This is a genomic window from Marinomonas lutimaris (assembly GCF_019426345.1).
Lineage (GTDB): Bacteria > Pseudomonadota > Gammaproteobacteria > Pseudomonadales > Marinomonadaceae > Marinomonas > Marinomonas lutimaris.
Map to the genome: position 1 here is coordinate 25,298 of NZ_JAHLLW010000022.1, position 26,194 is coordinate 51,491.

A 26,194-nucleotide genomic window follows, 5' to 3' on the forward strand; every position below is an offset into this window, starting at 1 on the left:
TGAAACAATTTTATCTTAGCGTTTTAACCTTAACGAAATAAAAGGATCGAAAATGAAAATACTTGCATTTGGTGCGAGCTCTAGCAAGCAGTCAATTAACAAAGCATTGGCCGGCTACACAGCAAATCTCGTTGAAGGGGCAGAAGTAACGCTTCTTGATCTTAATGATTTTGAAATGCCGCTTTTCAGTGAAGACTTTGAGAAAGAATCAGGTGTTCCTGCTCAAGCGCAAGCTTTCGTTGATGCTATTGCTCAAACGGATGTTATTGTCGCGTCTTTTGCTGAGCACAATGGCTCTTATTCTGCGGCTTATAAAAACATTTTTGATTGGGCGTCTCGTATCGAAAAAGCGGTTTATCAAGATAAGCCTATTGCTGTGCTTTCAACATCTCCAGGACCTGGTGGCGCAAGTAGTGTGCTAGCCCAAACCGTAAACAGCATGCCGTTTTTCAAAGGTAATATTGTTGGTAGTCTGAGCGTGCCTAGCTTCTATAACGTGATGAAAGACGGTGAAGTTGTTGATGCGTCTGTTAAGCAAGCCTTGTTAGACATTGTTGCTAAATTTTAAGGACTTCATTATGCCCTATGTCAATATACGAATTACCGATGAAGGTGTGACTAAGGAACAAAAACAAGCATTGATTAAAGGTGCGACGGATTTATTGGTTGATGTGCTAGGAAAGAACCCAGCTACAACCGTTGTGGTGATTGATGAAGTGAGCACCGATAACTGGGGGATTGCAGGAGAGCAAGTCACTGAGTTGAGAAAGAAATAAAAAATTAAACGAATTCCTAATTGGAATCCAAATTATAAGATTTATTCCTTTTACAAATACATTTCTTAACCCCATGCTAGCGCTTTCAAATTGCAACATAAGGCGTTGGTATGTGGATCTTTATTACTCTGTTCGCAGCAGGTTGTCAGTCAGTTCGAACGGCGTATCAAAATACTCTGGCTCGTGAAACAGGATTCTTACATGCCACTATGTCACGTTCTTTATACGGCTTGCCTTTAGTCAGTGTGTATCTTGTTATTTGTTGGCAGCTATTTGGTTGGGTATCTGTCGAAAAAAGCCTAGTTTTTGTTGTTGCGGCGAGTGTTTGTGCGGTTGCTCAGGTTATGGCGACGTATTTTATGTTGCGAGCCTTTCAGTCTGGTAGTTTCGCATTAGGGACCTTGTTGTCTAAAACGGAAGCGGTTTTGGCGGCGTTAATTGGTTTGCCTTTGCTGCACTATACTTTGACGATGGGCGCATGGTTCGGCATTGCTTTTGGGGTGCTAGGAGCGATTGTGATGAGCGTTAAATGGAGCAATATCAGACAAGCTCATAAAGATGTTTCTCTCTTGTTAGGTCTGGCTAGTGGCTTGTGTTTTGCTATTACCTCGGTGACGTCGTCGATTGCTAGTCATTCATTGTCTGGTTCTCTTATTACCAGTGCTGGTGTCACACTTTGGTATGTTTTGGCTCTACAGTCTATTATTTTGTGCGGCATCCAAATTTATAAAAGCAAAGATGTTCTGGCGCCCTTTAAACATGAGTTTGTCTTAAGTTGTAAAGTGGGCGTGTTGAGCTCTTTAGGGTCAATCGGTTGGTTTACGGGGTTTGCTTTGGTTAATCCGGCTTTGGTAAAAACATTAGGTCAGATTGAAATAGTTGGAACCCTGTATTATTCAAAAGTGCGCTTTTCAGAGAAAATGACCAAACAACAATGGATCGGTGGCGCTATGATCGTAATCAGCGTTATTTTGGTAGTAACATCGACAATTAAGTGAGAGATATATGGAATCCAATAAGATCAATTATGTTGAATTACCAGCGCGAGATTTAGCGTTAAATAAAGCTTTTTTTAGTCAGGTGTTTGGATGGGAGTTTAAAGATTATGGGCCCGAATATTCAGCATTTGAAAATGCAGGATTGGATGGTGGTTTTTTTCAGGCGAACTTCTGTTCAAGACCTCAAAATGGCGCAGCGCTGATTATCTTATACAGTAATGAGCTCGAAGTGGTATTTGAAAAAGTGCAGGCGGCGGGTGGAACGATTGAACAAGTAATTTTTGACTTCCCTGGTGGTCGTCGTTTTCACTTTCTGGATCCGTGTGGTAACGAATGGGCGGTATGGAGTGAACCTAGCGAGTAAAAAAATGGCCTTTATACTGTATCGTGCAAAGGCCATTTATAAGCATGTCGAGTATTATTGAGGAGTGAATTCACCACAATAATTCGTGTTCCATTTCTCAAGAATGCCGTAATAGTTTTCACCTGTGGCAATCAGCCAATGGAGTTTGCAGAAGGCGGCTTCTAAGGTCATGTCTCTTCCACTTAATACATTCATCGAAGATAATATAGATCCCGCCGCATAAGCGCCCTGAGATACGCCACCATGTAGGCATTGGGTCAAATTAACGATGTTTTTCTTGCGCAACATGGCTTCTGTTAAAAACGATAAAAACGCTGGGTTTTGATCTGGCACATTGCCTGCGCCATAGGTTAGTAGAACAATGGCTTTGCAATCTTTGTCGTCCAACAGGCTTTGGTAGACAGCAGCTGGCTGACTCGGATGCAGAGTAATCACGCCAACAGCGCTAGCTTTAAAACTAACTATGTTGTTTTCAAGTGATGTTGCTGTGACTTCTTCATCGCTTTTAAGCATACGATTTGGATAAAGCTGCATACCAATAGCGAGTTCGCCCAGTAAATCATCATTTGGGGTATGGAAGGCTTCAAACCGACCACTGCTGATTTTTTGAATGCGATTACCGCGCATTAGCTTGCCATCAAACACCAGGCTCACGTCGGCAATTCTATGGGAAACTGCCAGTGATAATGCGGCTTGTAGATTTGATGTGGCATCACTGCGATTCATGCCTAACGGAATTTGTGAACCGGTCAGGATGATGTTCTTAGTGCAAGCGCCCAACATGAAAGACAAAGCTGAAGCGGTATACGCCATGGTGTCCGTACCATGGAGAATCACAAAGCCATCATAATCTTGCCAATGGGTTGCAAGAATAGACACCAGTTTTGTCCAGTGTTTTGGTGTGATATTGGCACTGTCTATTAAAGGCGAAATTTCCAGTACTTCAAAAGAGGGAAGGGTATTAATGCTCATCCCTAACGCCATTTCTATACGTTCTTGCAAACCAGAAGCAGGGGCCAAGCCCTGCTCTGTTTGAACCATGCCTATGGTGCCGCCCGTGTATAAGATGAGTACTTGCGCGCTCATATCACAACCTTACTAGGCGATAGCATGGATTGTGGGCTTAGTAAAATATTCACCTGTTCTTCCGTAAGCAGGTTTTCTTCAATCACTAAGGCTTTCACAGTATTGCCGGTGTGTAGTGCAGTATTTGCAATGCGTGATGCATTCGCGTAACCAATATGCGGAACCAGAGCGGTAATGATACCGATACTGTTTTCAACGTGGCCAGCACACACTGCTTCATTAGCAGTGATGCCACGTATGCAGCGAGTTTCTAACATTTGGCAGGCTTCTTTCAGCATTTTTAACGAATTTAGTACGTTATAAATGATCATAGGTTCCATAGCGTTTAACTGTAATTGACCTGCTTCAGCGGCCAATGTTACAGCAAGATCAGACGCGATAACTTGATAAGCTGTTTGGTTCATCGCTTCTGGAATTACCGGGTTTACTTTGCCTGGCATAATAGACGAGCCTGGCTGCATTGGTGGTAGGTTGATTTCGCCTAAACCAGTACGAGGGCCGCTTGATAATAGGCGCAAGTCGTTGCTCATTTTGCTTAGTTTAATAGCAAGGCGTTTCAAAATGCCGGAGAAAAATACGAACGCACCCATGTCGGATGTTGCCTCGACTAGATTGCTTGCTGGTACAAGTGGTTTTGTTGATATAGTCGCTAATTTTTCTACAACCAGTTTGGCGTAACCTTCAGGAGTATTGATGCCTGTACCGATTGCGGTGCCGCCAAGGTTAACTTCGCATAGCAGTGCGCAAGCTTCACTGATGCGATCAATGTCTTCGCCAAGAGTAACTGCAAAAGCGTCAAACTCTTGGCCTAGAGTCATTGGCACAGCATCTTGAAGTTGTGTGCGGCCCATTTTTACGATGTGCGAGAATTCACGAGCTTTGGCTTCTAGTGCTTCTTTTAGTGAAGCAAGACTTGGAACAAAGTTATCCGCTGCAAACTGAATGCCTAAGCAGGCCGCTGTTGGGTATGCGTCATTAGTGGATTGTGAGCGGTTTACGTCGTCATTTGGATGTAGGAATTTGTATTCGCCTTTCTCATGACCCAATTTTGTTAGGGCTATGTTGGCAATGACTTCGTTGGCGTTCATGTTGGTTGAGGTACCAGCGCCACCTTGAATAACATCGACAATGAATTGATCGTGATGTTGACCTTGGATCAAATCTTGGCAGGCATAGACAATGGCATCGGCTTTTTCGGTTGTTAGTAGTTTCATTTCTTGGTTGGTTCGAGCGGCAGCTGCTTTTACCATTGCCAAGGCTTTGATCAATTCAGGAAAGTGTGAAATCGGAACGCCAGTAATTGAAAAGTTTTGAGCTGCACGCAATGTCTGTATGCCGTACAGCGCGTCAGCAGGAACGTCCATATTGCCAAGTAAATCGTATTCAGAGCGAGTATTCATGATGTTCTTCCTGACGCCTCACTGGATCACAGTGAGGCGTAATCTAAGTTGGGTTATTGGTGGTTTGTGTTATGTGGCTTTTCACTATTTGGCCAAGATTCTTGGTCTAGATCCAAATCGGCGAAACGGTTTGCTTCAAATGTTGGTATTTTATTGCCTTGTTTACGCTGATCGTCAAAGTCTTTCATGACGCGTTTAGCAACTTTAAATAACAGAGCTAGAGCAAATAAGTTAACCAGCGCCAATAAGCCCATGCTCAAATCTGCAAAAGCGAACACAGTGCCTAGATCAAGAATAGCGCCTGTACAGCAAAGGCAAATGATGATGACGCGGAAGGCGTTCATGTAAAAACCATGATTGTCTGATTTAGTTAGGTAACTAACGCTGTTTTCACCCAAGTAGTAGTTATACAAAATAGTACTAAAGCCAAATAGTAGTAGAGCAATACTGACGAACATGCGGCCATAATCGCCCATGTGAGTTGCCAGAGATGCTTGAGTTAAGGCAACACCTTGGATTGTATCGGTGCTGCTTGGGTCATAGGCGCTGCCAAGAAGAATGATCAATGCTGTACAAGTGCACAATACGATTGTGTCGATAAATACAGAGAAAGCTTGAACAATGCCTTGGTTTGCTGGGTGTGGAATATAGGCAACCGCTGCAACGTTTGGCGCGCTACCAAGACCTGCTTCGTTAGAGAATAGACCGCGTTTTACGCCCATTAATATCGCTGCGCCAATACCACCGCCAAACGCTGGCTCTAAACCGAACGCACTTTTTACTATCATGATCAAGGTATCTGGAATCGCGCTTAGGTTCATCGCAAGAACGATAAGGGCAATTAACAAGTAGCCGCCAGCCATAATAGGCACCAGCACTTCAGCAACTTGTGCGATACGTTTAACGCCACCAAAAATAATCAGGCCAACAATTAACGCCATGCCGATGCCGCTGTAGTAGGGCTGGATGCCAAAGGCGTCTTCTAATGATGTCGCAACAGAATAAGATTGCAAGGTTGTGAAGGCGATGCCAAAAGTGGCCAATAGTAAGATTGAATACAGTACAGACAACCATTTCCAGTTTTTGCCTAAACCGCGCTCGATATAAAACGCTGGACCGCCGCGGAAGGTACCGTCTTTTTCTGCTGTTTTATAGGTTTGCGCCAGCATACATTCCACGAAACTGGTTGCCATGCCCATCAGGCCAACAACCCACATCCAGAATATCGCACCTGGGCCACCGATAGTGATAGCAACGGCTACGCCGGCAATGTTACCGCCGCCAACACGACCTGCTACAGATAAGATTAAGGCTTGGAATGAGCTTAAATGTTTTCCATCGGCTTCATGGTGTTTGGCTGTAAGAATACCGAACATATTGCCAAAATAACGAAATTGTACAAAACGGGTTGCAACGGTAAACCAGATTCCGATGCCGATTAATACAGCGATAAGAACCTTACTCCAAAGCAAGTCGGTGATAAGAGATAGCATGAGGGGGAACTCCTGTTTTTTTAGATTTATTATTTGGTTTTAAGGAGCTCATTGGAACGAAAAAAAAGTAGGAAAGGGAGTTCGTAAAAAGATGCTTGCTGATGCTAGTTGGTGCTATTGAAGCATCAGATAGCATCATTTTTTAAGTGTTTTCGAAAGGCGAATTCATTACACTGCTGATGTTTAACTTTGGCTCGTAAGGTGGGGTGAATTGTGGCTCAGGATTTTGCGGATAACTTGCAGTTATTATGCAGTTACTACAAATCGGTGGCGGATGTGTGTCGTCGGTTAAATATCAATCGCGCGCAATTTAATCGTTATTTAAATGGGACAACAGTACCGAGTAATAGCACTCAGCGGCGCATTGGTGAGTTTTTTGGTGTTGAGCCTAGTGAGATGGCGTTGGCGCACGCTCATTTTGCTAAGCTGGTACAGGCACGTCCGATTCGTCAAAATGAAGATGTCAAAAGTCTTACGCCAGAGCAGATGCAATTTAATAAACTGAATCAGTCTGGCCAGCATGGTTTAGCCAAGTATTGTGGCTATTACTTTGAATATTATCTTTCTATGGCATGCCCGGGAAAGATTTTACGCACCTTGGTGCACGTAGAGTCTCAAGGTGATAAAACTTACTATCAGCGTACTGAACGCTTGAACCCACGTAATTTAAAGAAGTCTTTTCATGGCGTTTATAATGGCGTGGTGCAGTTATTGTCGGATAGATTATTTTTGATCGACTATGAAAGCCAAACTCATGTGGAGATGACGCAGACGATTCTTTATCCTTCTTTTCAAAACCGCGTCGAGCGATTGACTGGATTGCGTTTAGGAGTGTCTGGGAGTGGTGAAAGAGCGCCATGTTGTGCGCGAGTTGTCTATGAATATTTGGGTTCGAATATTAATGAAAAGCGTGCTGTTGCTCAGTGCGGATTATATGAAGTGGACAGTGATCAGATAGATGAGGATATTTGCCAGTCAATCAAAAATGATATGAAAGAGGGAGACTGGCACTTTAGAGCGCGATTTTAAGCGTCTTTTACTTCGCTTGTCTCAGTTGCTTCTGTATCAACGTCTGAGTTTAGGTTGGCAGCCGCTTCGGCTTCCATTTTTGCACGCTCCGCTTTTGAAATGTATTTAGGCTTGGCTTTTTTAGGGTTTACCTTTAGGTTAGCCTGTTTCATGCGCTTGTCGTATATGTCTTTGATTTTTTTGCGGCGATTCATGTTTTGTTCCTAAGATGACGCTGTTGTCCCAGAATAGCATTCAAGGAACGAAAAAAAAGCCCTGATCAACGATCAGGGCTTTTTATGTTGGTACCAGTAGGCGGACTCGAACCGCCACACCCGAAGGCACAGGATTTTGAATCCGTCGTGTCTACCAATTCCACCACACTGGCCTTGAAAAAGGTGAGGCGTATTCTAGGGTATTTATAGGATAAGTCAACGGCCATGCGCATTATTTTTTATCTTTTTAACAAGTAGTGGCTTGGAAGTACCTTTTTGAGTGGATTTTCGCTAGAATGCTGGGTCGTTTTTTCCTAGGTAGCTTTCTTTTCATGCTCGTTTCCGATTATCACTTTGATTTACCTGATTCATTGATCGCTAATTATCCTATGCCTGATAGAACAGCCAGTCGGTTGTTGCATCTTGATGGTCCTAGCGGTGAAGTAGTTCATCGTCAATTTCCAGATGTGTTGGGCTTGGTTCAGCCAGGTGACTTGATGGTGTTTAACAACACTCGAGTTATTCCTGCGCGTGTTTTTGGGCAAAAGGAATCTGGCGGAAAAGTTGAGATACTAGTCGAGCGAGTCATTAATACAAATGAAGCACTAGCGCATGTTCGTGCGAGTAAGTCGCCAAAAGAAAACAGCAAGCTGATTTTGGGACAAGATAAAGGTGAGCAGATTGAAGCGACCATGGTTGGTCGTTCAGGTGCGTTGTTTCACCTTGTTTTTAATGAGCCTGTTTTAGATGTGCTAACGCGTGCTGGGCATATGCCGTTACCGCCTTATATTGAACGTCCTGATGAAGATAGTGATCAAGAGCGTTATCAAACTGTTTATAATCAAAAACCTGGAGCTGTTGCTGCGCCAACCGCTGGCTTGCATTTTGATGAGGCTTTGCTTGAAAAGCTTAAAGCAAAAGGGGTTGAAACAGCATTTGTTACCTTGCATGTTGGTGCTGGAACTTTTCAGCCAATGAAGGTCGAAAATGTAAAAGACCATATTATGCACGCTGAATATGTGGAAGTTGAGTCTAGTGTGGTTGAGCAAGTTAAAGCCACTAAAGCGCGTGGTGGTCGAGTTATTGCTGTTGGTACGACCAGTGTTCGTAGTCTTGAATCGGCAAGCCAAAGTGGTGATATAGCGCCGATGCAGGACGACACCAGTATTTTTATTTACCCAGGTTATGAATTTAAAACAGTGGATGCTTTGGTGACGAATTTTCATTTGCCAGAGTCGACACTGATTATGCTAATTAGCGCTTTTGCGGGTTATGACCATGTGATGGCCGCTTATAAAAAAGCCGTTGAGCAGAAGTACAGATTTTTTAGTTATGGTGATGCCATGTTTATTACACGAAATGCGCAGGCTAAAGGCCCGCAAGGTGAGGAATAAGACGTATGTCTGATAAGCGTCCAGAATGTTTTATGGATTTTGAACTTCACACTACGTCAGGAAAGGCGCGTCGTGCGACCTTGACGTTTCCGCGTGGGAAGGTCGAAACGCCAGCTTTTATGCCTGTTGGTACTTACGGTACAGTGAAGGGCATGTTGACCAAAGATATCGAAGAAATTGGTGCTGATATTATTTTGGGGAACACTTTCCATCTTTGGTTGCGTCCGGGAACGGATGTGGTGAAAGCCCATGGTGATTTGCATGATTTCACTCAATGGAAAAAGCCGATCTTAACGGACTCTGGTGGTTTTCAAGTGTTTTCGCTTGGCGAAATGCGCAAAATTACCGAAGAGGGTGTGAGCTTTCGTTCACCAATTAATGGCTCGAAGGTGTTTTTAAGTCCCGAAATCTCCATGCAAGTTCAGCGTGATCTTGGCTCTGATATTGTGATGATTTTTGATGAATGTACGCCTTATCCGGCGACGCCTGAGGTAGCGGCTAAGTCTATGCGCATGAGTTTGCGTTGGGCGCAACGTTCTAAGGATGAGCATGGTGACAGTCCATCTGCATTGTTTGGTATTATCCAAGGCAGTATGTACGAAAACCTTCGTGATGAGTCTCTAGAAGGCTTGGTGGATATTGGTTTTGATGGCTATGCGATTGGCGGATTGTCAGTGGGTGAGCCGAAAGACGAAATGATGAAGGTTTTGGATCACACCACTCCCAAAATGCCTGCAGATAAGCCACGTTATTTAATGGGTGTAGGTAAACCAGAAGATTTGGTCGAGGGTGTTCGTCGCGGCGTAGATATGTTTGATTGCGTTATGCCAACGCGTAATGCACGTAACGGTCATTTGTTTACATCAGATGGCGTGGTCCGCATTCGTAATGCTCAATATCGTCACGATGTTGGTCCATTAGACAAAGAATGTGATTGTTACACTTGTAAAAACTTTTCTCGGTCTTATTTACATCATTTAGATAAGTGTCAAGAAATGGTAGGGGCGCAATTAAACACAATTCATAACCTACGATATTACCAAACACTCATGGCGGGATTGCGTCAGGCGCTCGATGAAGGTAGATTTGACGCCTTTGTTGATGAGTTTTATGCAAAGCGAGGCCTAGAAACGCCAGCTTTGAGTGAATAATAAACAAAATTATGCGGATTCCTTTACAGAAGGGTTCGCAACAGTTTCATAAACCATTGGAGAGTTAACACCATGATCGCATTGATCTCACCAGCTTACGCTGAAGGCGGCGCACCAGCAGATGCAGGTATTTTTAACCTAGTACTTCTTGCTGGCTTCGTTGTCATCTTTTACTTCCTTATGTGGCGCCCGCAAGCGAAACGTGCAAAAGAGCATAAAAACTTGATTGCATCTCTAGCGAAAGGCACTGAGGTAGTAACTGGCGGTGGTGTAATAGGTAAAGTGTCTAAAGTAGACGATAACTATGTAGTACTTGAAGTGTCTGAAGGTATTGAAATGAAATTTCAAAAATCTTCAGTTGCTGCTGTTTTACCTAAGGGAACGTTAAAGTCAATTTAACCTTCTTTGAAAAGCGCCTACCAAGGCGCTTTTCTTCTTTATCGATCCATTTAATTTTTTAGGTGTAAAGGAATTTTCATGCTTAACAAGTATCCCTTGTGGAAGTATTTGCTAATTCTTCTTGTTTTGGCTTTGGGGCTACTATATGCCTTCCCAAACCTTTATCCGGATGATCCAGCGCTACAACTATCTACCCAAAAAGCGACTGCTGTTGTTGATGAGCAGGCTTTGCAAAAAGCGAAAAGTGCGCTTTCAAAAGCGAATATAGATTTAAAAGAAGCAGAGCTTACCTCTGCTGGCGGTACCTTGCGCTTTAATAGCGGTGAGGACCAACTTGCTGCTAAGCCGGTTGTGGCGGCAGCATTGGGTGAAGATTATGTGACGGCGCTTAACCTTGTACCTACGACGCCTGAATGGCTGTCTTCTTTAGGTGCTGGTCCTGCTAAATTGGGCCTTGATTTGCGCGGTGGTGTTCACTTCTTGCTAGAAGTAGATACGCCTGCAGCGCTAAAACAACGACTTGATGTTAGTGCTAGCGAGATGAAGGCGGCATTGCGCAAAGATCGTATTCGTTACCGTAGTGTTGATATTGAAGATGGCGTGCTTTCGATTCGTTTCTTGCAGCAGCCTGATTTGGCTTCAGCTGAAACCTTGTTGAAGAAGGACTTTTCTGAATACCGTTACGCAACGCGTCAAGATGGTACTGATTTTTACTTAGATGTTAGCTTTACCGAAGCGGCTAAGAAAGAGATTGAGTCTTATGCGTTACAGCAAAACTTAACCACCTTGCGAAATCGTGTAAACGAACTTGGTGTGGCCGAACCTTTGGTGCAGCGTCAAGGTAGTAATCGTATTGTTGTTGAGTTGCCAGGTGTTCAGGATACTGCAGCAGCGAAACGTATTATCGGTGCAACAGCTAACCTTGAATTTCATTTGGAAGCAGGTCTGGATGACAACGGTAGTGATGTTGAGACTTTAACTTTCCGTGATGGTAGTGGTCGTACTGCTCGTTTAGAGCGCGATCTTATTATTACTGGTGATAGTGTTTCTGATGCGAGTTCCTCTTTCGACGAAAATGGTCGCCCACAAGTAAACATTAGTTTGGATGCTAAGGGCGGCAAGCAGATGAGTAAAGTTACTCGTTCTGCGGTTGGTCGTAACATGGGGGTGGTGTTTATTGAGCATAAGTCTCGCAGTCGTTTTGTCGAAAAAGATGGCAAGATGGAAGAAGTGCGTAGAAGTTATAGTGAGAAAGGCATTATTTCTCTGGCAACTATTCAAACGACGCTAGGGAATTCATTCCGTATCACGGGTCTAGATAGTCCTCGTGAATCTTCTGAATTAGCTTTGTTACTGCGTGCTGGTGCTTTGGCTGCGCCAATTTACTTTGTTGAAGAGCGTACTATTGGGCCAAGCTTGGGTGCTGAAAACATCAAGTTGGGTGTGAGTTCGGCGCAAATCGGTTTGCTCGTTGTTATGTTGTTCATGCTGGTTTACTACAAGGTGTTTGGAATTTTTGCCAATATCTCGTTGGCGTTGAATATTGTGCTTTTGATGGCTTGTATGTCTTTACTTTCCGCGACGCTTACTTTGCCGGGTATTGCCGGAATTGTATTAACGATGGGGATGGCGGTGGATGCTAACGTGTTGATTTTCTCGCGAATAAAAGAGGAATTAGCAAGTGGTGTGCCAAGCCAGCAGGCGATTCATTCTGGCTTTAACCGTGCGTTTACGACTATTTTCGACGCCAACATCACGACCTTATTGGTTGCTGTGATTTTGTTTGCGGTAGGAACAGGTCCTGTTAAAGGCTTCGCAGTGACATTATCACTGGGTATTCTTACTTCTATGTTTACGGCAATCGTTGTAACTCGTGCACAGGTTAATCTTGTGTATGGCGGCCGTAAAAATAAGAAACTGTACATTTAGGAGAATGCCATGAAAGTGACAAATATTCCGTTTATGGCAATGCGTAAAATCGTAGCTGTCTTTTCACTTACGTTGATACTGATCTCTCTTGTTTCTTTGGCAACAAAGGGTGTGCAGTTTGGGTTGGATTTTACTGGCGGTACATTAATAGAGGTAGCTTATAAAGAAGCACCAAAATTGGATGACGTTCGTACACTGCTAGGTGAAAACGGCTATTCTGATGTTGTTGTGCAGAACTTTGGTTCGCCAACTGATGTTGTGGTTCGTATGGCAAATGCCTATACGGCGACTTTGGGTGATGAGGTTCTATCAACACTGCAGAATAATGGAGCGACTGATGTGTCTCTTCAGCGTTCAGAATTTGTTGGTGCGCAAGTGGGTGAGGAGTTGCGTGAGCAAGGTGGCCTAGGTATGTTGCTTGCGTTGGCTATCGTGATGATTTACGTGGCTGTGCGTTTTCAATTTAAATTCTCTGTAGCATCTGTTGCGGCTTTGATTCACGACGTGATCATCACATTGGGCTTCTTTTCTATCTTTGAGGTGGAGTTTGATTTGACGGTGCTGGCGGCCTTACTTGCTGTGGTCGGTTATTCCCTCAACGATACGATAGTAGTGTGTGATCGGATTCGTGAAAATTTCCGTATTATGCGTGATACAACACCATATAATTTAGTGAATGATTCTATCAATCAGACGCTTGGTCGAACTTTGATTACATCGTTAACGACTTTGTTTGTATTGGTTGTGTTGTTTGTTGCTGGTGGTGAGGCTATTCATAACTTTGCTATGGCATTGTTGGTTGGTATTGTGATTGGTACGTATTCTTCTATCTTCGTAGCGGCAAATTTATTGCTAGCGATGGATGTTAAACGAGAAGATTTAATTCCAGCGCCAAAAGAAGAGTTGGAAGACGACTTGCCATAGTAGCTAAGTTGACTTTTATCGTTAAGAAAAAGCCTGCTTCGTGCAGGCTTTTTTATGTGGTTTAATCGACAGAATGATTTTGTTTATCAGCTGCCAGTTTGTGTTTTTCGTGAATTGGCCTTACTTTGAAATTAGGATGAATCGTTCAGTATGTATGTTGTTTTGCTTAGTTCATTGCTTTTGTTCGTTAGTGCTCAGGTTAATGCCTTAGATTTGAGTGCTATGGATAAAACGGCTCAAGGCTTTTCTAATATAAAGACGGTACAGATCGCACATAAAGGAGAGCTTGTTTGGTCGAAGGCATATAACAAGGCGGATATTGATGCTGTTGCAAATATCAAGTCGGCCTCAAAATCCCTTATGTCTGCCATTGTAGGTATGGCGATTGAACGTGGCGTTGTTGAGGGTGTTGATCAGCCAATTGCGCCCTTGCTTGCCGATCAATTGCCTAGTAATCCAGACCCTAGTTTGAATGATATTACGATAGGTCATTTGCTTTCTATGCAGGCAGGGTTAGAACGAACCTCTGGTCGTAATTATGGTCGCTGGGTGGCGAGTAATAATTGGGTGAAAGCGGCGCTATCAAAGCCTTTTGTTGAAGCTGTTGGCGGTAATATGCAGTATTCAACAGGCAGCACGCATATGTTGTCAGCTATCATAATGCGCCAAAGCGGTCAGCATACTTATCGACTGGCTAATCAGTGGCTTCAGGGAGCAGGTATTCAAATACAAAGTTGGGAAACAGATCCGCAGGGTATTCCAATGGGAGGGAATCAAGTTGGTATGACGCCAGCTTCATTATTGGCGTTTGGTGAATTGTATCGGCGAGGGGGTGTCACGGAAGCTGGTCAGCGCTTAATCTCTGAAAAGTGGATAGAAGAAAGTTGGACGCCTCGAACGCAATCTCGCTTTCATCGCGGGCAATATGGCTATGGCTGGTTTATTCAAACCTTTGCAGGGGTGCAGGGATACTATGGTTGGGGTTATGGTGGGCAAATGATTTATGTATTGCCCGAGTTGGCTTTAACTATAGCGATTACGTCTCAGGAAAACCTACCCTCTGGTCGCACTGGTTATCGCGACTTATTGCACGAAATGGTCAGTCAGGATATTGTCCCTGTTATTCAGTCGGTGATGTAGTTTGTGTTTTAATGGTTTTGTTCCAATAAAAAGCCTGCTCAATGCAGGCTTTTATTAAGTGGTGTTTTTTTGTGATTATTTATCTGCAATCTTGCCGAAATGCATGCCCATTTTTGTTGGGGTTTCTGCTTGCAAAGATTCTTCCCAATCAACCGCATCTTTGCCAAATAATACGATAGCGGTTGATCCCAGTTTAAATCGTCCCATTTCTTCACCTTTTTTGATTTCAATGTTATTTAGTTCGTTGTAGTCCCAAGTGACGACATTTTTATTGAATGGTGTGACTTGACCTGCCCATATAGTTTCTATGCTGGCAACGATCATAGCGCCAACTAGTATCACTGCCATCGGGCCAGCTTCGGTATCAAAGAGGCAGACTGTGCGTTCATTGCGAGCAAATACATTAGGGATTTGTTCGGCAGTTACTTTGTTAACTGAGAATAGCTTGCCTGGGATATGTATCATTTTGGTTAGCTTGCCGGTCAGTGGCATGTGAACGCGATGGTAGTCTTTTGGTGATAAGTAAACGGTTGCGAAAGAGCCGCCAAGAAACTGATTTGATAGAGAGGCATCACCTCCTAAAAGGCTTGTTAGGCTGTAGTGGTGGCCTTTTGCTTGTAAAATTGTGCCATGTTCTATTTTTCCAAGTTGGCTTATTGCGCCGTCTGCAGGGCAAGCTATACCGTTATCTTTATCACAGATAGGGCGTAGTTCTGGGCGGATAGCCCGAGTGAAAAAGTCGTTAAAGTTGCGGTAGGACAGTGGGTCGCTGTTGATTGCTTCAGACATGTCTACTTGATATTTTTTGACAAATTGGCCAATAAAAGTGTTTTTTACCCAGTTGTTTTCGCATTCGGCTATTTTTCCAATAGCGCGAGACAGTGTTTTTTGCGGAGTAATGTGTTGTGCAAATGCAAAAAGTTGATCTTTAGTCACGTTGTTTATCCTGATATTGGTGAATTTATAATGTGTTGTGGCTGATTAAAGACACGATCTGTTTTAGGTTTTTATAATCTATTTCGTTGAATTCTGTGCGGGTTTCTAGCCAGAATATGACGGTTTCGTTTTTTGATATCTGTGTGGATGCCAAAATTAGGTGGCTATTTGTATCAATTATTTGATCCGATGTATGTGGAAAGTCTTTTAACAAGTTATCAAGTTTTTGTCCAAATATGTGGATGGCAGAGCGTTTGCTAGATAGTTTTTTAAATACGCTTGATGGTGCGCTCCATTGAATGGCTTTGATCACTTCTATGTTATAGCCAAATTGGTACATGGGGGCTGTTTTGTCATTTTCGTGTTTAAAAATAATGCTGTGTTGTGCGTTTGGTATAGCCTGCTTTATGGTTTTTAATGCCAGTCCAGTTTTTTGTTTTGTATCGTATTCACTGTTTTTACAGAGTGCTTTTTTGAGCGCGGCAATGGGTGATAAGGCGGCTTTTGGTTTTGATTTGCCCGTATATAAATCTGGGTCGAGTAATTGCTGTGCAAGCGGGATTTTTCCACCCGTATTATAGAGTTGTGCGGCCTCTGCACTCGCTAAATGGGCTGTTTGGATTATTTCGCCGATTCGACGATGCATTACTGTAGCAACAACGCGATAGAAAAAAGGTAGGTTTTTGGAATCCCACCGCATAAGGCTGGCTTCGTGGGCAACTTTGTTCGCGCAATATGAAAAAATAAGTGGGTTGTTTATTAGGATAATCAATCTTTTATCTTCTACGAAACCTGGTAGTTCTTCTGGGTGGTGCGCTAGGTGCGCTAGTGTCTGTAGCTCTTTTGTGTTGGGTATGTGTTTGGTTAAAAATGATTCGATGACTTTGTTTGGTGTGTGCCAATAGGTGCATAAGTGAACGGTAAGTTCATCTATGCGGCAGCCTAAAATGCTCAGCTCAGCTTGGCTTGCTTTTTCGCCTTGTTGAATCTTTTTGTTGATAGCTAGCATGATTGGGTAAGCGTAGAACCACAATAACCATCTTGCAGCATCTCGAAACAGGGTTATCCAGAATATATCATCTTCGTGGCTGGTTAGTTTTTCTATCGCCCAATGTCTGGCTATCGTGGCTGCTTCGTAGCTGGTCTGTAATTCACTTAGGAACGCCATTAAATGAGGCTGTTTTTGTTTGCCTTTGGTTTCATAAGCAACAAATTGTGGAAGTAGTTTTGCGATGCCGTTCATGCCAACCATCGCAGCGGCATGGAAAGGGGTTTTTATTTCGCTATTCTTATTCGGTATGATGCGATTTGCTTCATTTAGAATGGCAAAAGCCAATAGTGGGTCTGAGGCTATATTTGCTTGTATTCCATCAAGCGTGTCCTCTGTTCTTTTGGTTTGAGTCTTTAGGCGAGTTAAATTAACTGCTCTAACAGGAAATTTTTTATTTTTAAGAAAATGTAGCCATTCATTTAGGCCAGAAGGTGACTTGTCTATCATAGCTGGTTACATTAGAGGCTCGGTTGTTGTTGAGTTTTAAATGCTCTTATATTTTTGATCTCATTAATCATACTGTATATTGAGATGAGAGCATACTTTGTCGGTATTAAGGAAGAGAATATGTTTGCATTAGCTGGCTTGCTAGTGGTTATTGTTAGTGTTGTGACTGGCTATTTAGCATCTCATGGGAATATGTTGGCATTATGGCAGCCTTTTGAAGTTGTTATCATTTGTGGTGCGGCTTTAGGCGCTTTTATGGTGGCGAATCCATTCGTGGTGCAGAAAAAAGTGTTAATCATGTTGCCTCAAGTGATTTCTGGGAGTCGTCATAATAAGAAGTTTTATCTTCAGTTGTTGGGGTTGATGTATTGTTTGTTTCAAAAGAGTCGACAAGACGGTTTTTTGTCCATTGAGGAAGATATTGAGTCACCTTTCACGAGTGAGCTGTTTAATCGTTTTCCTGATGTGGTGCGTGATCATGAGGTAGTGAATTTTTTGACGGATAACTATCGAATTTTTACTTTAACGGGTCTGCCTGCTTATGAAATAGAAGCTATTATGGATAATGAAATTGAACAGATACAGGAAGAGCTGGTAGCGCCAAGTCATGCCTTGACTCGGGTAGCTGAAGCTTTGCCAGGTTTTGGTATTGTTGCTGCAGTATTGGGTATTGTTATTACTATGGGTTCTATTGGTGGGCCGTTAGAGGAGATTGGTGCGCACGTGGCTGCCGCTTTGGTGGGGACTTTCTTGGGTATCTTTTTTGGTTATGGCTTTGTTGGTCCTGCCGCTTCGCATTTAGAAAGCTTAGGGACGCATGAGCTGAAGGCCTATTTATGTATTAAGGCATGTTTGAATTCTATTGTTTCTGGCTATGCGCCTCCTGTGGCTGTCGAAACTGGTCGCAAATTACTTCCTCCAGAAATGCGTCCAAGCTTCATTGAGTTGTCAGATGGTCTTAAGCAATATCGTTAGACTGGGTGCATCGTGCTAAGTTGAGGAGAGTGTTAGATGGCCCTAGGTTCTAATGGGTTAGTAATTCGTCGGGTTAAGAAAATCAAAAAGGGCGGTCATCACGGTGGTGCTTGGAAAATAGCATTAGCTGATTTTGCCTTGGCGATGATGGCGTTTTTTCTTGTTTTGTGGATTATGAGTGTCGCTTCTCCAGAAGAGTTGAAAAGTATCGAGGGGTATTTTCAAGATCCTATGGGTGCATCTACGGCTGGATATAGTGCGAACCCTATAGATTTGGGGGGGAGTCCAGCAAAGAGTACAGAGAAAAAATTAGATCTGCAGTTACCTGAAGCGGGTAGTACTGATATGCAATCTAGAGATAAGCTTCTGGGGAATGGTCCTGATTCTGCAGAGTCTAAGAGCATTAATAACATGCTGCGAGAGGAGATGAGTAAAATGAACACTTTACTCTCTCAGCAGAAAAATATGCGCATTGAGATCACACCACTTGGTGTTCGGATTACTCTGTTAGATGATCCAAATAAGCCGATGTTTGAGCGTGGAAGTGCTCGAATGATGCCTGATATTGAGAATACTTTGCTTAGTATGGCGCCAATCTTCAATAGAGTGACGAATCCAATTGTTATCACCGGCCATACTGATTCATCTAAATTTGGTGGGGCTGGTCGAATTGATAATTGGGATTTATCTGCCCTAAGGGCTAATGCGGCGCGGCATATATTAGAAGAAGGTGGTGTTGAGGATAAGCGTATTGCTCAGGTGATAGGTTTGTCTGATACTATTCCTTACAATCGATTTGATACGGATAGTGCAGAAAATAGGCGTATCAGTATTACGTTATTAACGGATGATGCGTATAAGAAATTGCTGGACCAGAATCGTAGTAATTTTGGTAATCCTGGCCAGCAATCTGATTTTAAGTTAACACCTGAAACGGTTTTTTAGAACGCTTGATTCTCTCGTATTGAGTGCTTGATCCTTAAGAAGCTTTGGAAGCGGTGTTCTGTGATTTCGCCTTTTTCTAAGGCTTCTAGGATTGCGCATCCTGGCTCTTTTTCATGAGCGCAATCGCGGAATCGACAATAACCAATATGCGGTCGAAACTCGATAAAACCGTTCAGAAGTTCGTCTTCCGAAATATGCCACAAGCCAAACTCTCGGATCCCTGGGGAATCAATAAGATCGCCGCCTTTCGGCATATGAAATAGTCGAGCAGTTGTGGTGGTATGTACGCCTTTTTTGCGCTTCTGTGAAAGTTCACCAACGCTAATGTCTATATCGGGTAGTAGTGTCCCAATAAGGGATGATTTGCCTACACCTGATTGTCCAACAAAAACGCTTGTTTTATCTTGTAAGAAATCATAAAGCGCTTCCATCCCGGCTTGGTTCTTGATAGATGTCCTGATGATTTTGTAATTCAAATCTTCATAGGTTTTTAGTAGCTTGTCTAAATCTGCTTTGTTGCTGTCATCGATTAAGTCGCATTTGTTAAGTAGTATGACCGGTGGAATACCAACGGTTTCTGCGGCAACTAAGTAGCGATCTATTAAATTGGCGTGAGCAACTGGCTCGGCGGCAATAACAACAATTATATGATCTATGTTGGCGGCAACAGGTTTGATTCTGCCGTGCATGTCTGGACGAGATAGTGATGTATGTCTTGGTGTGGTAGCAACAACGACGCCACCTTCATTTTGTTTTGGGCGCCAGACAACCTTGTCGCCAGTTACAAGTTGGCCTAGATTGGCGCGTAAATTACAGCGTGTAGAGGTGCCAATAAAAGGCTCTTGAGTGCCTTCCACTTCAACTTGTGTGCCGAAGTGAGAAATAATAATGCCTTCAGTTTCAGGTCCTAGGTCGGATGACTGAAGGAGTTCTTCGGCGACATCTCCTCGTTTTTGAGTGCGTTCAACGCGCTCTTTGTGAATTCTTTCGATTCGCCAAGTTTGTTGTTTAGTAAGTTTTCGCTTCGACATTAGATTCGTCTGGTCATAAAGTAAGGCGCATAGAGTATAATGCTTGGCATTGATAATAAAGGACTTGGAAGATTATGAGCTTAAATGAAGAGAATTTAGTGTGGATCGATCTTGAAATGACAGGATTGGACCCAGAAACCGACACTATTATTGAGATTGCCACCGTAGTAACTGATAAGCATTTGAATGTGTTGGCTAAGGGGCCGAGCCTTGCTATTCATCAAGAAAAAGCGGTGATGGATGCAATGGATGAATGGTGCACTCAGCACCATGGTGATTCTGGGCTGACGGCTAGAGTGTTGTCTTCGACTATTAGCATGGCGCAAGCAGAAGAGGAAACGGTTAATTTTTTGGCCCAGTACGTTCCGGCTGGCAAGTCACCTATTTGCGGTAATAGTGTTGGGCAGGATCGTCGTTTTTTGTACCGTTATATGCCTAAGTTGGAAGCCTTTTTTCATTACCGCTACTTGGATGTTAGTACAGTTAAAGAGCTTGCAAAGCGTTGGAAGCCAGAGGCGCTGGATGGTTTTTCTAAATCAGGTTCCCATCTGGCTATGGATGATATTTTAGAGTCTATAGGTGAATTGAAGCATTATCGTAAAACCATGTTTGGTTTGGATGATAAGGCTTAAGCGATTTTGTGTTAATCTCTTCTTACGAATTAGCGAGCTTATAAATTGTTTTGAAGCTCGCTAATCGGTTTGTTTCTTCTTTTTTCGTCGTCTATTTCTTTGTTAGCCAAGTCCCGTTATCCCGTCCCATATTAGCTTTACTCCTGCCAGGAAAAGAAAGCTGTACATGACTTTAAAAAATAATACGGTAGATATTTTGTAGTGTAGCCATGCGCCGAGTTGAACGCCTATAAAAGCCACAGGTATAAAGCAAAGTGACAGAAGTATGTTTGAACTATTAAGTTGTCCAAGCATTCCATATGGAATGAGTTTTACATAGTTGATGGCGGTAAAAATAACCGCTGCCGTTGCTACGTACTGTGTCTTGTCTAGATTTGCTCTAAGTAAATAAACGCTCATTGGTGGTCCGCCAGCGTGAGCAATAAAACTTGTAAAGCCGCCAAGTGCGCACCAGAGTTTTCCGGCCAGAGTGCTGAGTGGTTTTAGCGGTGTTGTTCGGCTCTTTTTTGGCCATGAATTTAGAGTGAAGCCTACCGCGATAATCCCTACCATTATTTTTAGCCATTCTGCCGAAAACCATGATGCTGTGAGGCCGCCGATTACAACACCAATAATGGCCGCTGGAATACATCTTATGAGTTGCTCGGTGTTCCATTTTTTCCAAAACTTTTGCACGGTAAATATGTCCATGATGCACAGAATTGGCAGCATTATGGCGGCTGCTAGGGTTGGTGAAGTTTGCAGTGATATTAGCGGGACAGCGATAATGCCAAATGCGCCTGAAAAGCCACCTTTAGATATGCCTGTAATGAAAACAGCAATGGCAATGAGTGAAATGAAAAGCCAGTCCATGTGAATCCTTTATTGTGTGGTTGTTGTTATGGATGGAAAAGTTAAATTATTATGAGTTATTGGTGCTTGTTTCAAAAGGCTTCTGTATTAGAATTGTCAGAAATAAAATGACCGTGTGGTCAGTGTTTGCTCTATTTTGAGTGGGAAAAGGATCGATAGGTAATGCAAATAGAAAAAGATGTTTATGGCGAAGAAGCAATGGAAAGCTTTGGTGAAGCTTTTTCGTTGGCGCTGACGTCGGGCGCAGTTGTGTATTTGGAAGGTGATCTCGGGATGGGAAAGACAACTCTTGTGAGAGGGGTTTTGCGCGGTTTGGGATATCAAGGGCCCGTAAAGAGCCCAACGTATACGATTGTTGAGCCTTACGATTTGTCGGGTTTTGAAGCTTTTCATTTTGATTTGTATCGAGTGGCGGATGCTGAAGAGCTTGAGTTTATGGGGATTCGTGATTATTTCACTGACGGAAGTTTATGTTTGATTGAGTGGGCTGAAATGGGGCGCGGAGCCTTGCCGGAAGCGGATTTGGTTATATCGTTGAGCTTGATTCGACAAGGGCGTCATGTGTCGGTAGATGCCTATACAGAAAAAGGTAGAGCGGCTTTAGATGTTTTGCGAGGTGCTATAACTTCTTGATGTATAGAAGACTTTACTATAAGTAAGATTGAGATCCATTTAATCAGCAGTTATAGTGTGTCAGATATACTAGCTAGCTGTCTGATATGCATACTAAATTTCGTACTTATCTATTTATTTTTGTCAATTTAATTTTGTCTTTGTCAACCTGTAGTGTTTTGGCTGCAGAGGTTCGAGATATACGTGTTGCCCAGCAAGAAGGGGTGACGCGTTTGGTGTTTGAGCTTTCTGAGGCGGCAGAGCATCGAATTTTTCCTCTTTCAAATCCTGATCGCGTTGTTTTAGACATCAGTGGCGTCGATTTGAATGCGTCTGTTGTTAATGGCTTATCGGCATTGTCTTCCGATGTGTTGATGCGCGTACGTTACGCTAGGCGAGACACTGGTGTTCGTTTTGTACTTGATCTAGGTCAGGCAGCTAAGGCGAAAAGTACTGTGTTGGCGGCAAATGGTACTTATGGGCCTAGGATATTGGTTGAGCTTGAGTATGGTGCTAGAAAGCCTGCGACCATAGTAAAAAGCTTGGCGAGCTTATCCAAGGAAAAGCGCGATATTGTGATTGCAATTGACCCTGGGCATGGAGGCAAAGACCCTGGTGCCTTGGGGCAATACAATGTGCGAGAAAAAGATGTTGTGCTCTCTATTGGTCGAGAGTTGGCAAGTAGAATTAATGCGGTTGATGGCTTTAAGGCTGTTTTGACTCGATCAACGGACACCTATCTTCAGCTTCGAGATCGATCGAGGGTTGCTCGTGAGGCCAATGCAGATTTGATGATTTCTATTCATGCGGATGCGTTTACCAAATCTAGTGCTAGAGGTGCTTCTGTTTGGGCGCTTTCATTGAGTGGTAAGAGTTCTGAAATGGGGCGTTGGTTGGCTCAACAAGAAAATTCTGCCGATCTGGTGGGGGGGATTTCGCTGGATGATAAAGATCAGTTACTTGCTGAGGTTTTATTGGATATGTCGATGAACTCTACTATTCAAATGAGTTTGAATATAGGTAAGAGTGTTTTAGGTGAAATGAAAGGGGTTGCTGTTTTGCATAAAGACAGTGTTCAGCAGGCGGGTTTTGTTGTGCTGAAATCGCCAGATATTCCTTCTATATTGATAGAAACTGGTTTTGTTTCGAATAAAACAGAGGCCAAGAATTTGTCGAGCAGAACTTATCGTGTGAAATTAGCGGATTCTATTTCAAAGGGTGTAGTTGAATATTTTACTAAAAATGCCCCTGATGGAACCTTGGTCAATTGGAAGCAAAAGAAAAATTCTGATTATGTTTATACGGTTAGTAAGGGGGACACCTTGTCCGAAATTGCTCGTCGTAATCAAGTGTCTTTACCTGTTTTGCGGCAGGCCAATAATTTGAATAATGATGTTATTTGGATTGGTCAGAAACTTGTTATCCCTGCAGGGTAAAGTCTTATTGAGGCCTTTTTTGTTTTTCAAAAGGGCTGTTTTCACATCAAAGGTCGTTCATGCAAAGAATTAATCTTTTATCTCCACGTTTAGCCAACCAAATTGCCGCGGGAGAGGTGGTTGAACGACCAGCTTCCGTTGTTAAAGAGTTGCTTGAAAATAGTCTTGATGCAGGAGCCTCTCAGCTTGATATTGATGTGGAGCAGGGTGGTGTAAGGCGTATTAAGATTCGTGATAATGGTACTGGCATCATGAAAGACGATTTGTCTTTGGCTTTAAGTCGTCACGCAACGAGTAAAATTATTACGCTGGATGATTTGGAAGCTGTGCGCACGTTGGGATTTCGTGGCGAGGCGCTGGCCAGTATTAGCTCTGTTTCGAGGATGCACCTTACTTCTCAGGCAGAAAATGAAGTGGAAGCTTGGCGAGTTGAGGCGGAAGGGAAAGATATGGCGACAGCCATTCGACCTGCATCGCATCCTCAAGGTACTACGATTGAGGTGCGAGATTTATTTTTTAACACACCGGCTCGTCGAAAATTCCTTCGTACTGAAAAGACAGAATTTGTTCACTTGGAAGAAGTGGTAAAGCGATTGGCATTGAGTCGTTATGAAACTGGCTTTCGTCTAAGTCATAACGGCAAGCAGGTTTATGATCTTCGTCCTGTTACCGATCAGCTTCATGCTGAACATCGGCTAGCAACCTTACTTGGTAAAAAGTTCATTGAAAACTCCTTGACGCTGGATGTTGAGGCGGCTGGATTGCGTCTATGGGGTTGGATTGGTTTGCCGACTTTTTCTCGTTCTCAGGCGGATTTGCAGTATTTCTTTGTTAATGGTCGAGTTGTTAAGGATAAGTTAGTCGCTCATGCTGTTCGTCAGGCTTATCGTGATGTTTTGTATAATGGTCGCCATCCTACTTTTGTGTTGTATCTAGAGTTGGACCCTTCGACAGTCGATGTGAATGTCCACCCTACTAAGCACGAAGTGCGCTTCCGAGATGGGCGTTTGGTGCATGATTTCTTATTTAGTCGAATTCATAAGGCGATTGCAGATGTGAGGCCTGAATCTGATGCTGCGCCTACGGGTATGAATGATTCCGCTAATAATGAGTCTGCTGCTTATGGTGCGAATATTACGGAACAATCCGCTTTGCCGCTGTCTAATCGACCTGTGTCTAGTTCGATGGATTGGATGCGATCTACTTCAAATTCATTGGGGACTTCAGAAGTGCGTGGGCAGCTTGATGGCATGAGTCGTCTTTCTGGTTATGCGCAAGAATATGTTGCTAAGACTGAGGAAGTTGATCCTGAAACGGGCGAAATAAGAGAGGTTTCTCCCCCTGGCGCTTTAGGGCAAAGTGAAAGTCCGTTTGTGAGGCAAGAGGGTGATTATCAGGCCGTGCCGCCGTTGGGTTTTGCGGTAGCTCAGCTGCACGGAGTGTATATTCTTTCTGAGAGCGAGCAGGGGCTTATTCTGGTGGACATGCATGCGGCTCATGAGCGAATTGTTTATGAGCGAATGAAAACAGCGTTTTATCAGAAAAATATATCGTCTCAGCCTTTGTTAGTGCCGATAAATATTGCGGTTTCGCAAAGTGAAGCTGATCTTGTTGAAGAAAGCGGTGAGGTTTTTGAGGCCTTCGGTTTCCGTGTAGAAAGAACTGGGTTAGAAAGTGCGATGGTTCGCGAGGTTCCCATTATACTGATTCGAGGTGACGTAGAAGGTCTTGTGCGTGATGTTATTAGTGATCTGTCTGCTAATGGCGTATCGGATCTTATGGAGTCGCGGGCGAATGAATTGATGGCGTCAATGGCGTGCCACGGTGCTGTTCGTGCAAATCGTAAGCTTACGATTGCGGAGATGAATAGCCTTCTTCGTGATATGGAGGTGACTGAACGCAGTGGGCAGTGTAATCATGGTCGACCGACTTGGGCGCATTTGAGTATGTCCGATTTAGATAAACTCTTTTTGAGAGGACGTTGATATGACAAAACCGCATGTTGTGTGTTTGATGGGGCCGACGGCATCAGGTAAAACAGGTTTGGCAGTTGAGTTGGCAGAGCATCATGATTTTGAAATCATCAGTGTTGATTCGGCTCTTGTTTACAAAGGGATGGATATTGGTACGGCAAAACCTGACTCAGAATTGCTTGCTAGAGCGCCTCATCGTTTGATCGATATTATTGATCCGATCGAGTCTTATTCAGCGGCTGATTTTGTATTGGATGCGGTTGAGCAGTCTCAAGAGATTATTGCTAAGGGTAAAACCCCACTTTTGGTGGGTGGGACTATGATGTACTTCAATGCCCTACAAAAAGGCTTGGCGGAAATGCCGCAAGCTGATGCGGAGCTTAGGGCGTTAATTGAGGTTGAGGCGGCTGAGAAAGGTTGGGGGTCCTTGCATGAAGAGTTGCAAACCTTTGATCCTGAAGCGGCGTCTCGCATTCATCCTAATGACCCGCAGCGTTTGCAGCGCGCTATTGAAGTGTATCGCTTGACAGGCAAGACCATGACTCAGTTCTGGGCGCAGCAAGAGGTTGTCTCTTTACCATTTGATATGATTAATATGGCGGTGATGCCGAAAGAGCGAAGTGTGCTTCATGAGCGGATAGAGCAACGTTTTTACGACATGATGGATCAAGGTTTTTTGGCTGAGGTGGAAGGGTTTTATCATCGTGGTGATTTGACTGTTGATATGCCCTCCATGCGCTGTGTTGGTTATCGCCAACTATGGCAATATTTAGACGGTGTTGATTTGCTAGATGATGCTATCTTTAAGGGAGTGGTCGCCTCTCGCCAATTGGCAAAAAGGCAGCTTACTTGGTTGAGAGGGTGGGAGGATTTGATGATTTTTGATAGTTTGTCGAAAGATCTTGTACCTGAAGCCTTGAATTACATAGAAAGCAGGATTATATAGGGAAATAAATAAAGATTTGGTGTAGTATCTACAGTATTGTTTTATCAATAATTAATTTAATTTTTTTGCTTGTTTAAGGAG

General features: G+C 43.4%; 26 protein-coding genes and 1 tRNA gene. 18 read left to right on the plus strand and 9 right to left on the minus strand.

The window, feature by feature from the left end; translation table 11 throughout:
- Positions 1–52: 52 nt before the first annotated feature.
- From KPL72_RS18455 to KPL72_RS18470, 4 genes are all read left to right on the plus strand, one after another.
- Positions 53–568: an NADPH-dependent FMN reductase gene (locus KPL72_RS18455; protein ID WP_219704007.1), complete on the plus strand. Its 516-nt coding sequence runs from the start codon at positions 53–55 to the stop codon at positions 566–568.
- Positions 569–578: 10 nt separating this feature from the next.
- A complete protein-coding gene (locus KPL72_RS18460; RefSeq protein WP_219704008.1) occupies positions 579–776 on the plus strand; it encodes a 2-hydroxymuconate tautomerase family protein in 198 nt (65 codons plus the stop codon).
- 110 nt (positions 777–886) lie between these two features.
- The gene (locus KPL72_RS18465) at positions 887–1,774 is read left to right on the plus strand and encodes an EamA family transporter (RefSeq protein ID WP_219704009.1); all 888 of its coding nucleotides are present in this window, start codon (positions 887–889) and stop codon (positions 1,772–1,774) included.
- A gap of 7 nt (positions 1,775–1,781) precedes the next feature.
- Positions 1,782–2,138, plus strand: a complete 357-nt coding sequence (locus KPL72_RS18470) for a VOC family protein (RefSeq protein ID WP_219704010.1) — start codon at positions 1,782–1,784, stop codon at positions 2,136–2,138.
- 54 nt (positions 2,139–2,192) lie between these two features.
- Here the strand turns inward: KPL72_RS18470 and KPL72_RS18475 are convergent, their stop codons facing one another.
- The 3 genes from KPL72_RS18475 to KPL72_RS18485 are packed head-to-tail and all read right to left on the minus strand — an operon-like array spanning position 2,193 to position 6,117.
- A complete protein-coding gene (locus KPL72_RS18475; protein WP_219704011.1) occupies positions 2,193–3,224 on the minus strand; it encodes an asparaginase in 1,032 nt (343 codons plus the stop codon).
- The gene (locus KPL72_RS18480; protein ID WP_219704012.1) at positions 3,221–4,624 is read right to left on the minus strand and encodes an aspartate ammonia-lyase; all 1,404 of its coding nucleotides are present in this window, start codon (positions 4,622–4,624) and stop codon (positions 3,221–3,223) included. The genes KPL72_RS18475 and KPL72_RS18480 overlap by 4 nt, the downstream gene beginning before the upstream one ends.
- 53 nt (positions 4,625–4,677) lie before the next feature.
- Entirely contained in the window at positions 4,678–6,117 is a 1,440-nt protein-coding gene (locus KPL72_RS18485) for an alanine/glycine:cation symporter family protein (protein ID WP_219704013.1), read from the minus strand.
- 213 nt (positions 6,118–6,330) lie between these two features.
- Between KPL72_RS18485 and KPL72_RS18490 the strand changes: the two genes are divergently transcribed.
- Positions 6,331–7,146: a helix-turn-helix domain-containing protein gene (locus KPL72_RS18490; protein ID WP_219704014.1), complete on the plus strand. Its 816-nt coding sequence runs from the start codon at positions 6,331–6,333 to the stop codon at positions 7,144–7,146.
- Here the strand turns inward: KPL72_RS18490 and KPL72_RS18495 are convergent.
- Positions 7,143–7,340, minus strand: coding sequence for a DUF2986 domain-containing protein (locus KPL72_RS18495; protein WP_212915595.1), 198 nt, complete (start codon positions 7,338–7,340; stop codon positions 7,143–7,145). The two genes, KPL72_RS18490 and KPL72_RS18495, sit on opposite strands and share 4 nt — an antisense overlap.
- An 88-nt stretch (positions 7,341–7,428) precedes the next feature.
- A tRNA-Leu gene (locus KPL72_RS18500) sits at positions 7,429–7,513 on the minus strand.
- A gap of 159 nt (positions 7,514–7,672) precedes the next feature.
- On the opposite strand from KPL72_RS18500, the gene queA reads away from it, so the two are divergent.
- The 6 genes from queA to KPL72_RS18530 all read left to right on the plus strand — a co-directional run bounded on the left by queA (position 7,673) and on the right by KPL72_RS18530 (position 14,277).
- Positions 7,673–8,734: a tRNA preQ1(34) S-adenosylmethionine ribosyltransferase-isomerase QueA gene (gene queA / locus KPL72_RS18505; protein WP_219704015.1), complete on the plus strand. Its 1,062-nt coding sequence runs from the start codon at positions 7,673–7,675 to the stop codon at positions 8,732–8,734.
- Positions 8,735–8,766: 32 nt separating this feature from the next.
- Positions 8,767–9,885 carry a tRNA guanosine(34) transglycosylase Tgt gene (gene tgt, locus KPL72_RS18510; protein WP_198135093.1) on the plus strand — a complete coding sequence of 373 codons (1,119 nt, stop codon included), beginning with the start codon at positions 8,767–8,769 and terminating at the stop codon, positions 9,883–9,885.
- 72 nt (positions 9,886–9,957) lie between these two features.
- Positions 9,958–10,284 carry a preprotein translocase subunit YajC gene (gene yajC, locus KPL72_RS18515; protein ID WP_212915593.1) on the plus strand — a complete coding sequence of 109 codons (327 nt, stop codon included), beginning with the start codon at positions 9,958–9,960 and terminating at the stop codon, positions 10,282–10,284.
- Positions 10,285–10,362: 78 nt separating this feature from the next.
- Positions 10,363–12,213, plus strand: coding sequence for a protein translocase subunit SecD (gene secD, locus KPL72_RS18520; protein WP_212915592.1), 1,851 nt, complete (start codon positions 10,363–10,365; stop codon positions 12,211–12,213).
- Between the two features lie 9 nt (positions 12,214–12,222).
- Positions 12,223–13,137: a protein translocase subunit SecF gene (secF, locus tag KPL72_RS18525; RefSeq protein WP_219704016.1), complete on the plus strand. Its 915-nt coding sequence runs from the start codon at positions 12,223–12,225 to the stop codon at positions 13,135–13,137.
- 150 nt (positions 13,138–13,287) lie between these two features.
- Entirely contained in the window at positions 13,288–14,277 is a 990-nt protein-coding gene (locus KPL72_RS18530) for a serine hydrolase domain-containing protein (protein ID WP_219704017.1), read from the plus strand.
- A 75-nt stretch (positions 14,278–14,352) separates the two neighbouring features.
- Here the strand turns inward: KPL72_RS18530 and asd are convergent, their stop codons facing one another.
- Positions 14,353–15,213 (minus strand): archaetidylserine decarboxylase, encoded by an 861-nt coding sequence (asd, locus tag KPL72_RS18535; protein ID WP_219704018.1) that lies wholly within the window; start codon positions 15,211–15,213, stop codon positions 14,353–14,355.
- Between the two features lie 25 nt (positions 15,214–15,238).
- Positions 15,239–16,711 (minus strand): HDOD domain-containing protein, encoded by a 1,473-nt coding sequence (locus tag KPL72_RS18540; protein WP_219704019.1) that lies wholly within the window; start codon positions 16,709–16,711, stop codon positions 15,239–15,241.
- A 120-nt stretch (positions 16,712–16,831) separates the two neighbouring features.
- On the opposite strand from KPL72_RS18540, the gene motA reads away from it, so the two are divergent.
- Both motA and KPL72_RS18550 read left to right on the plus strand, forming a co-directional pair.
- Positions 16,832–17,686, plus strand: a complete 855-nt coding sequence (gene motA, locus KPL72_RS18545; protein WP_212915587.1) for a flagellar motor stator protein MotA — start codon at positions 16,832–16,834, stop codon at positions 17,684–17,686.
- Between the two features lie 36 nt (positions 17,687–17,722).
- The gene (locus KPL72_RS18550; RefSeq protein ID WP_072840555.1) at positions 17,723–18,631 is read left to right on the plus strand and encodes a flagellar motor protein MotB; all 909 of its coding nucleotides are present in this window, start codon (positions 17,723–17,725) and stop codon (positions 18,629–18,631) included.
- Here the strand turns inward: KPL72_RS18550 and rsgA are convergent.
- Positions 18,628–19,662 (minus strand): small ribosomal subunit biogenesis GTPase RsgA, encoded by a 1,035-nt coding sequence (gene rsgA, locus KPL72_RS18555; protein WP_072840556.1) that lies wholly within the window; start codon positions 19,660–19,662, stop codon positions 18,628–18,630. The two genes, KPL72_RS18550 and rsgA, sit on opposite strands and share 4 nt — an antisense overlap.
- Before the next feature lie 74 nt (positions 19,663–19,736).
- On the opposite strand from rsgA, the gene orn reads away from it, so the two are divergent.
- Positions 19,737–20,294: an oligoribonuclease gene (orn, locus tag KPL72_RS18560; RefSeq protein ID WP_072840557.1), complete on the plus strand. Its 558-nt coding sequence runs from the start codon at positions 19,737–19,739 to the stop codon at positions 20,292–20,294.
- Between the two features lie 102 nt (positions 20,295–20,396).
- Here the strand turns inward: orn and KPL72_RS18565 are convergent, their stop codons facing one another.
- Positions 20,397–21,146, minus strand: coding sequence for a sulfite exporter TauE/SafE family protein (locus tag KPL72_RS18565; RefSeq protein ID WP_219704020.1), 750 nt, complete (start codon positions 21,144–21,146; stop codon positions 20,397–20,399).
- Positions 21,147–21,308: 162 nt separating this feature from the next.
- Between KPL72_RS18565 and tsaE the strand changes: the two genes are divergently transcribed.
- From tsaE to miaA, 4 genes are all read left to right on the plus strand, one after another.
- Entirely contained in the window at positions 21,309–21,779 is a 471-nt protein-coding gene (tsaE, locus tag KPL72_RS18570; RefSeq protein ID WP_072840559.1) for a tRNA (adenosine(37)-N6)-threonylcarbamoyltransferase complex ATPase subunit type 1 TsaE, read from the plus strand.
- An 86-nt stretch (positions 21,780–21,865) separates the two neighbouring features.
- Entirely contained in the window at positions 21,866–23,194 is a 1,329-nt protein-coding gene (locus KPL72_RS18575) for an N-acetylmuramoyl-L-alanine amidase (RefSeq protein ID WP_072840560.1), read from the plus strand.
- A 59-nt stretch (positions 23,195–23,253) separates the two neighbouring features.
- Positions 23,254–25,179, plus strand: coding sequence for a DNA mismatch repair endonuclease MutL (gene mutL / locus KPL72_RS18580; protein WP_219704021.1), 1,926 nt, complete (start codon positions 23,254–23,256; stop codon positions 25,177–25,179).
- Between the two features lies 1 nt (position 25,180).
- Positions 25,181–26,113, plus strand: coding sequence for a tRNA (adenosine(37)-N6)-dimethylallyltransferase MiaA (gene miaA, locus KPL72_RS18585; RefSeq protein WP_219704022.1), 933 nt, complete (start codon positions 25,181–25,183; stop codon positions 26,111–26,113).
- Positions 26,114–26,194 lie beyond the last annotated feature (81 nt).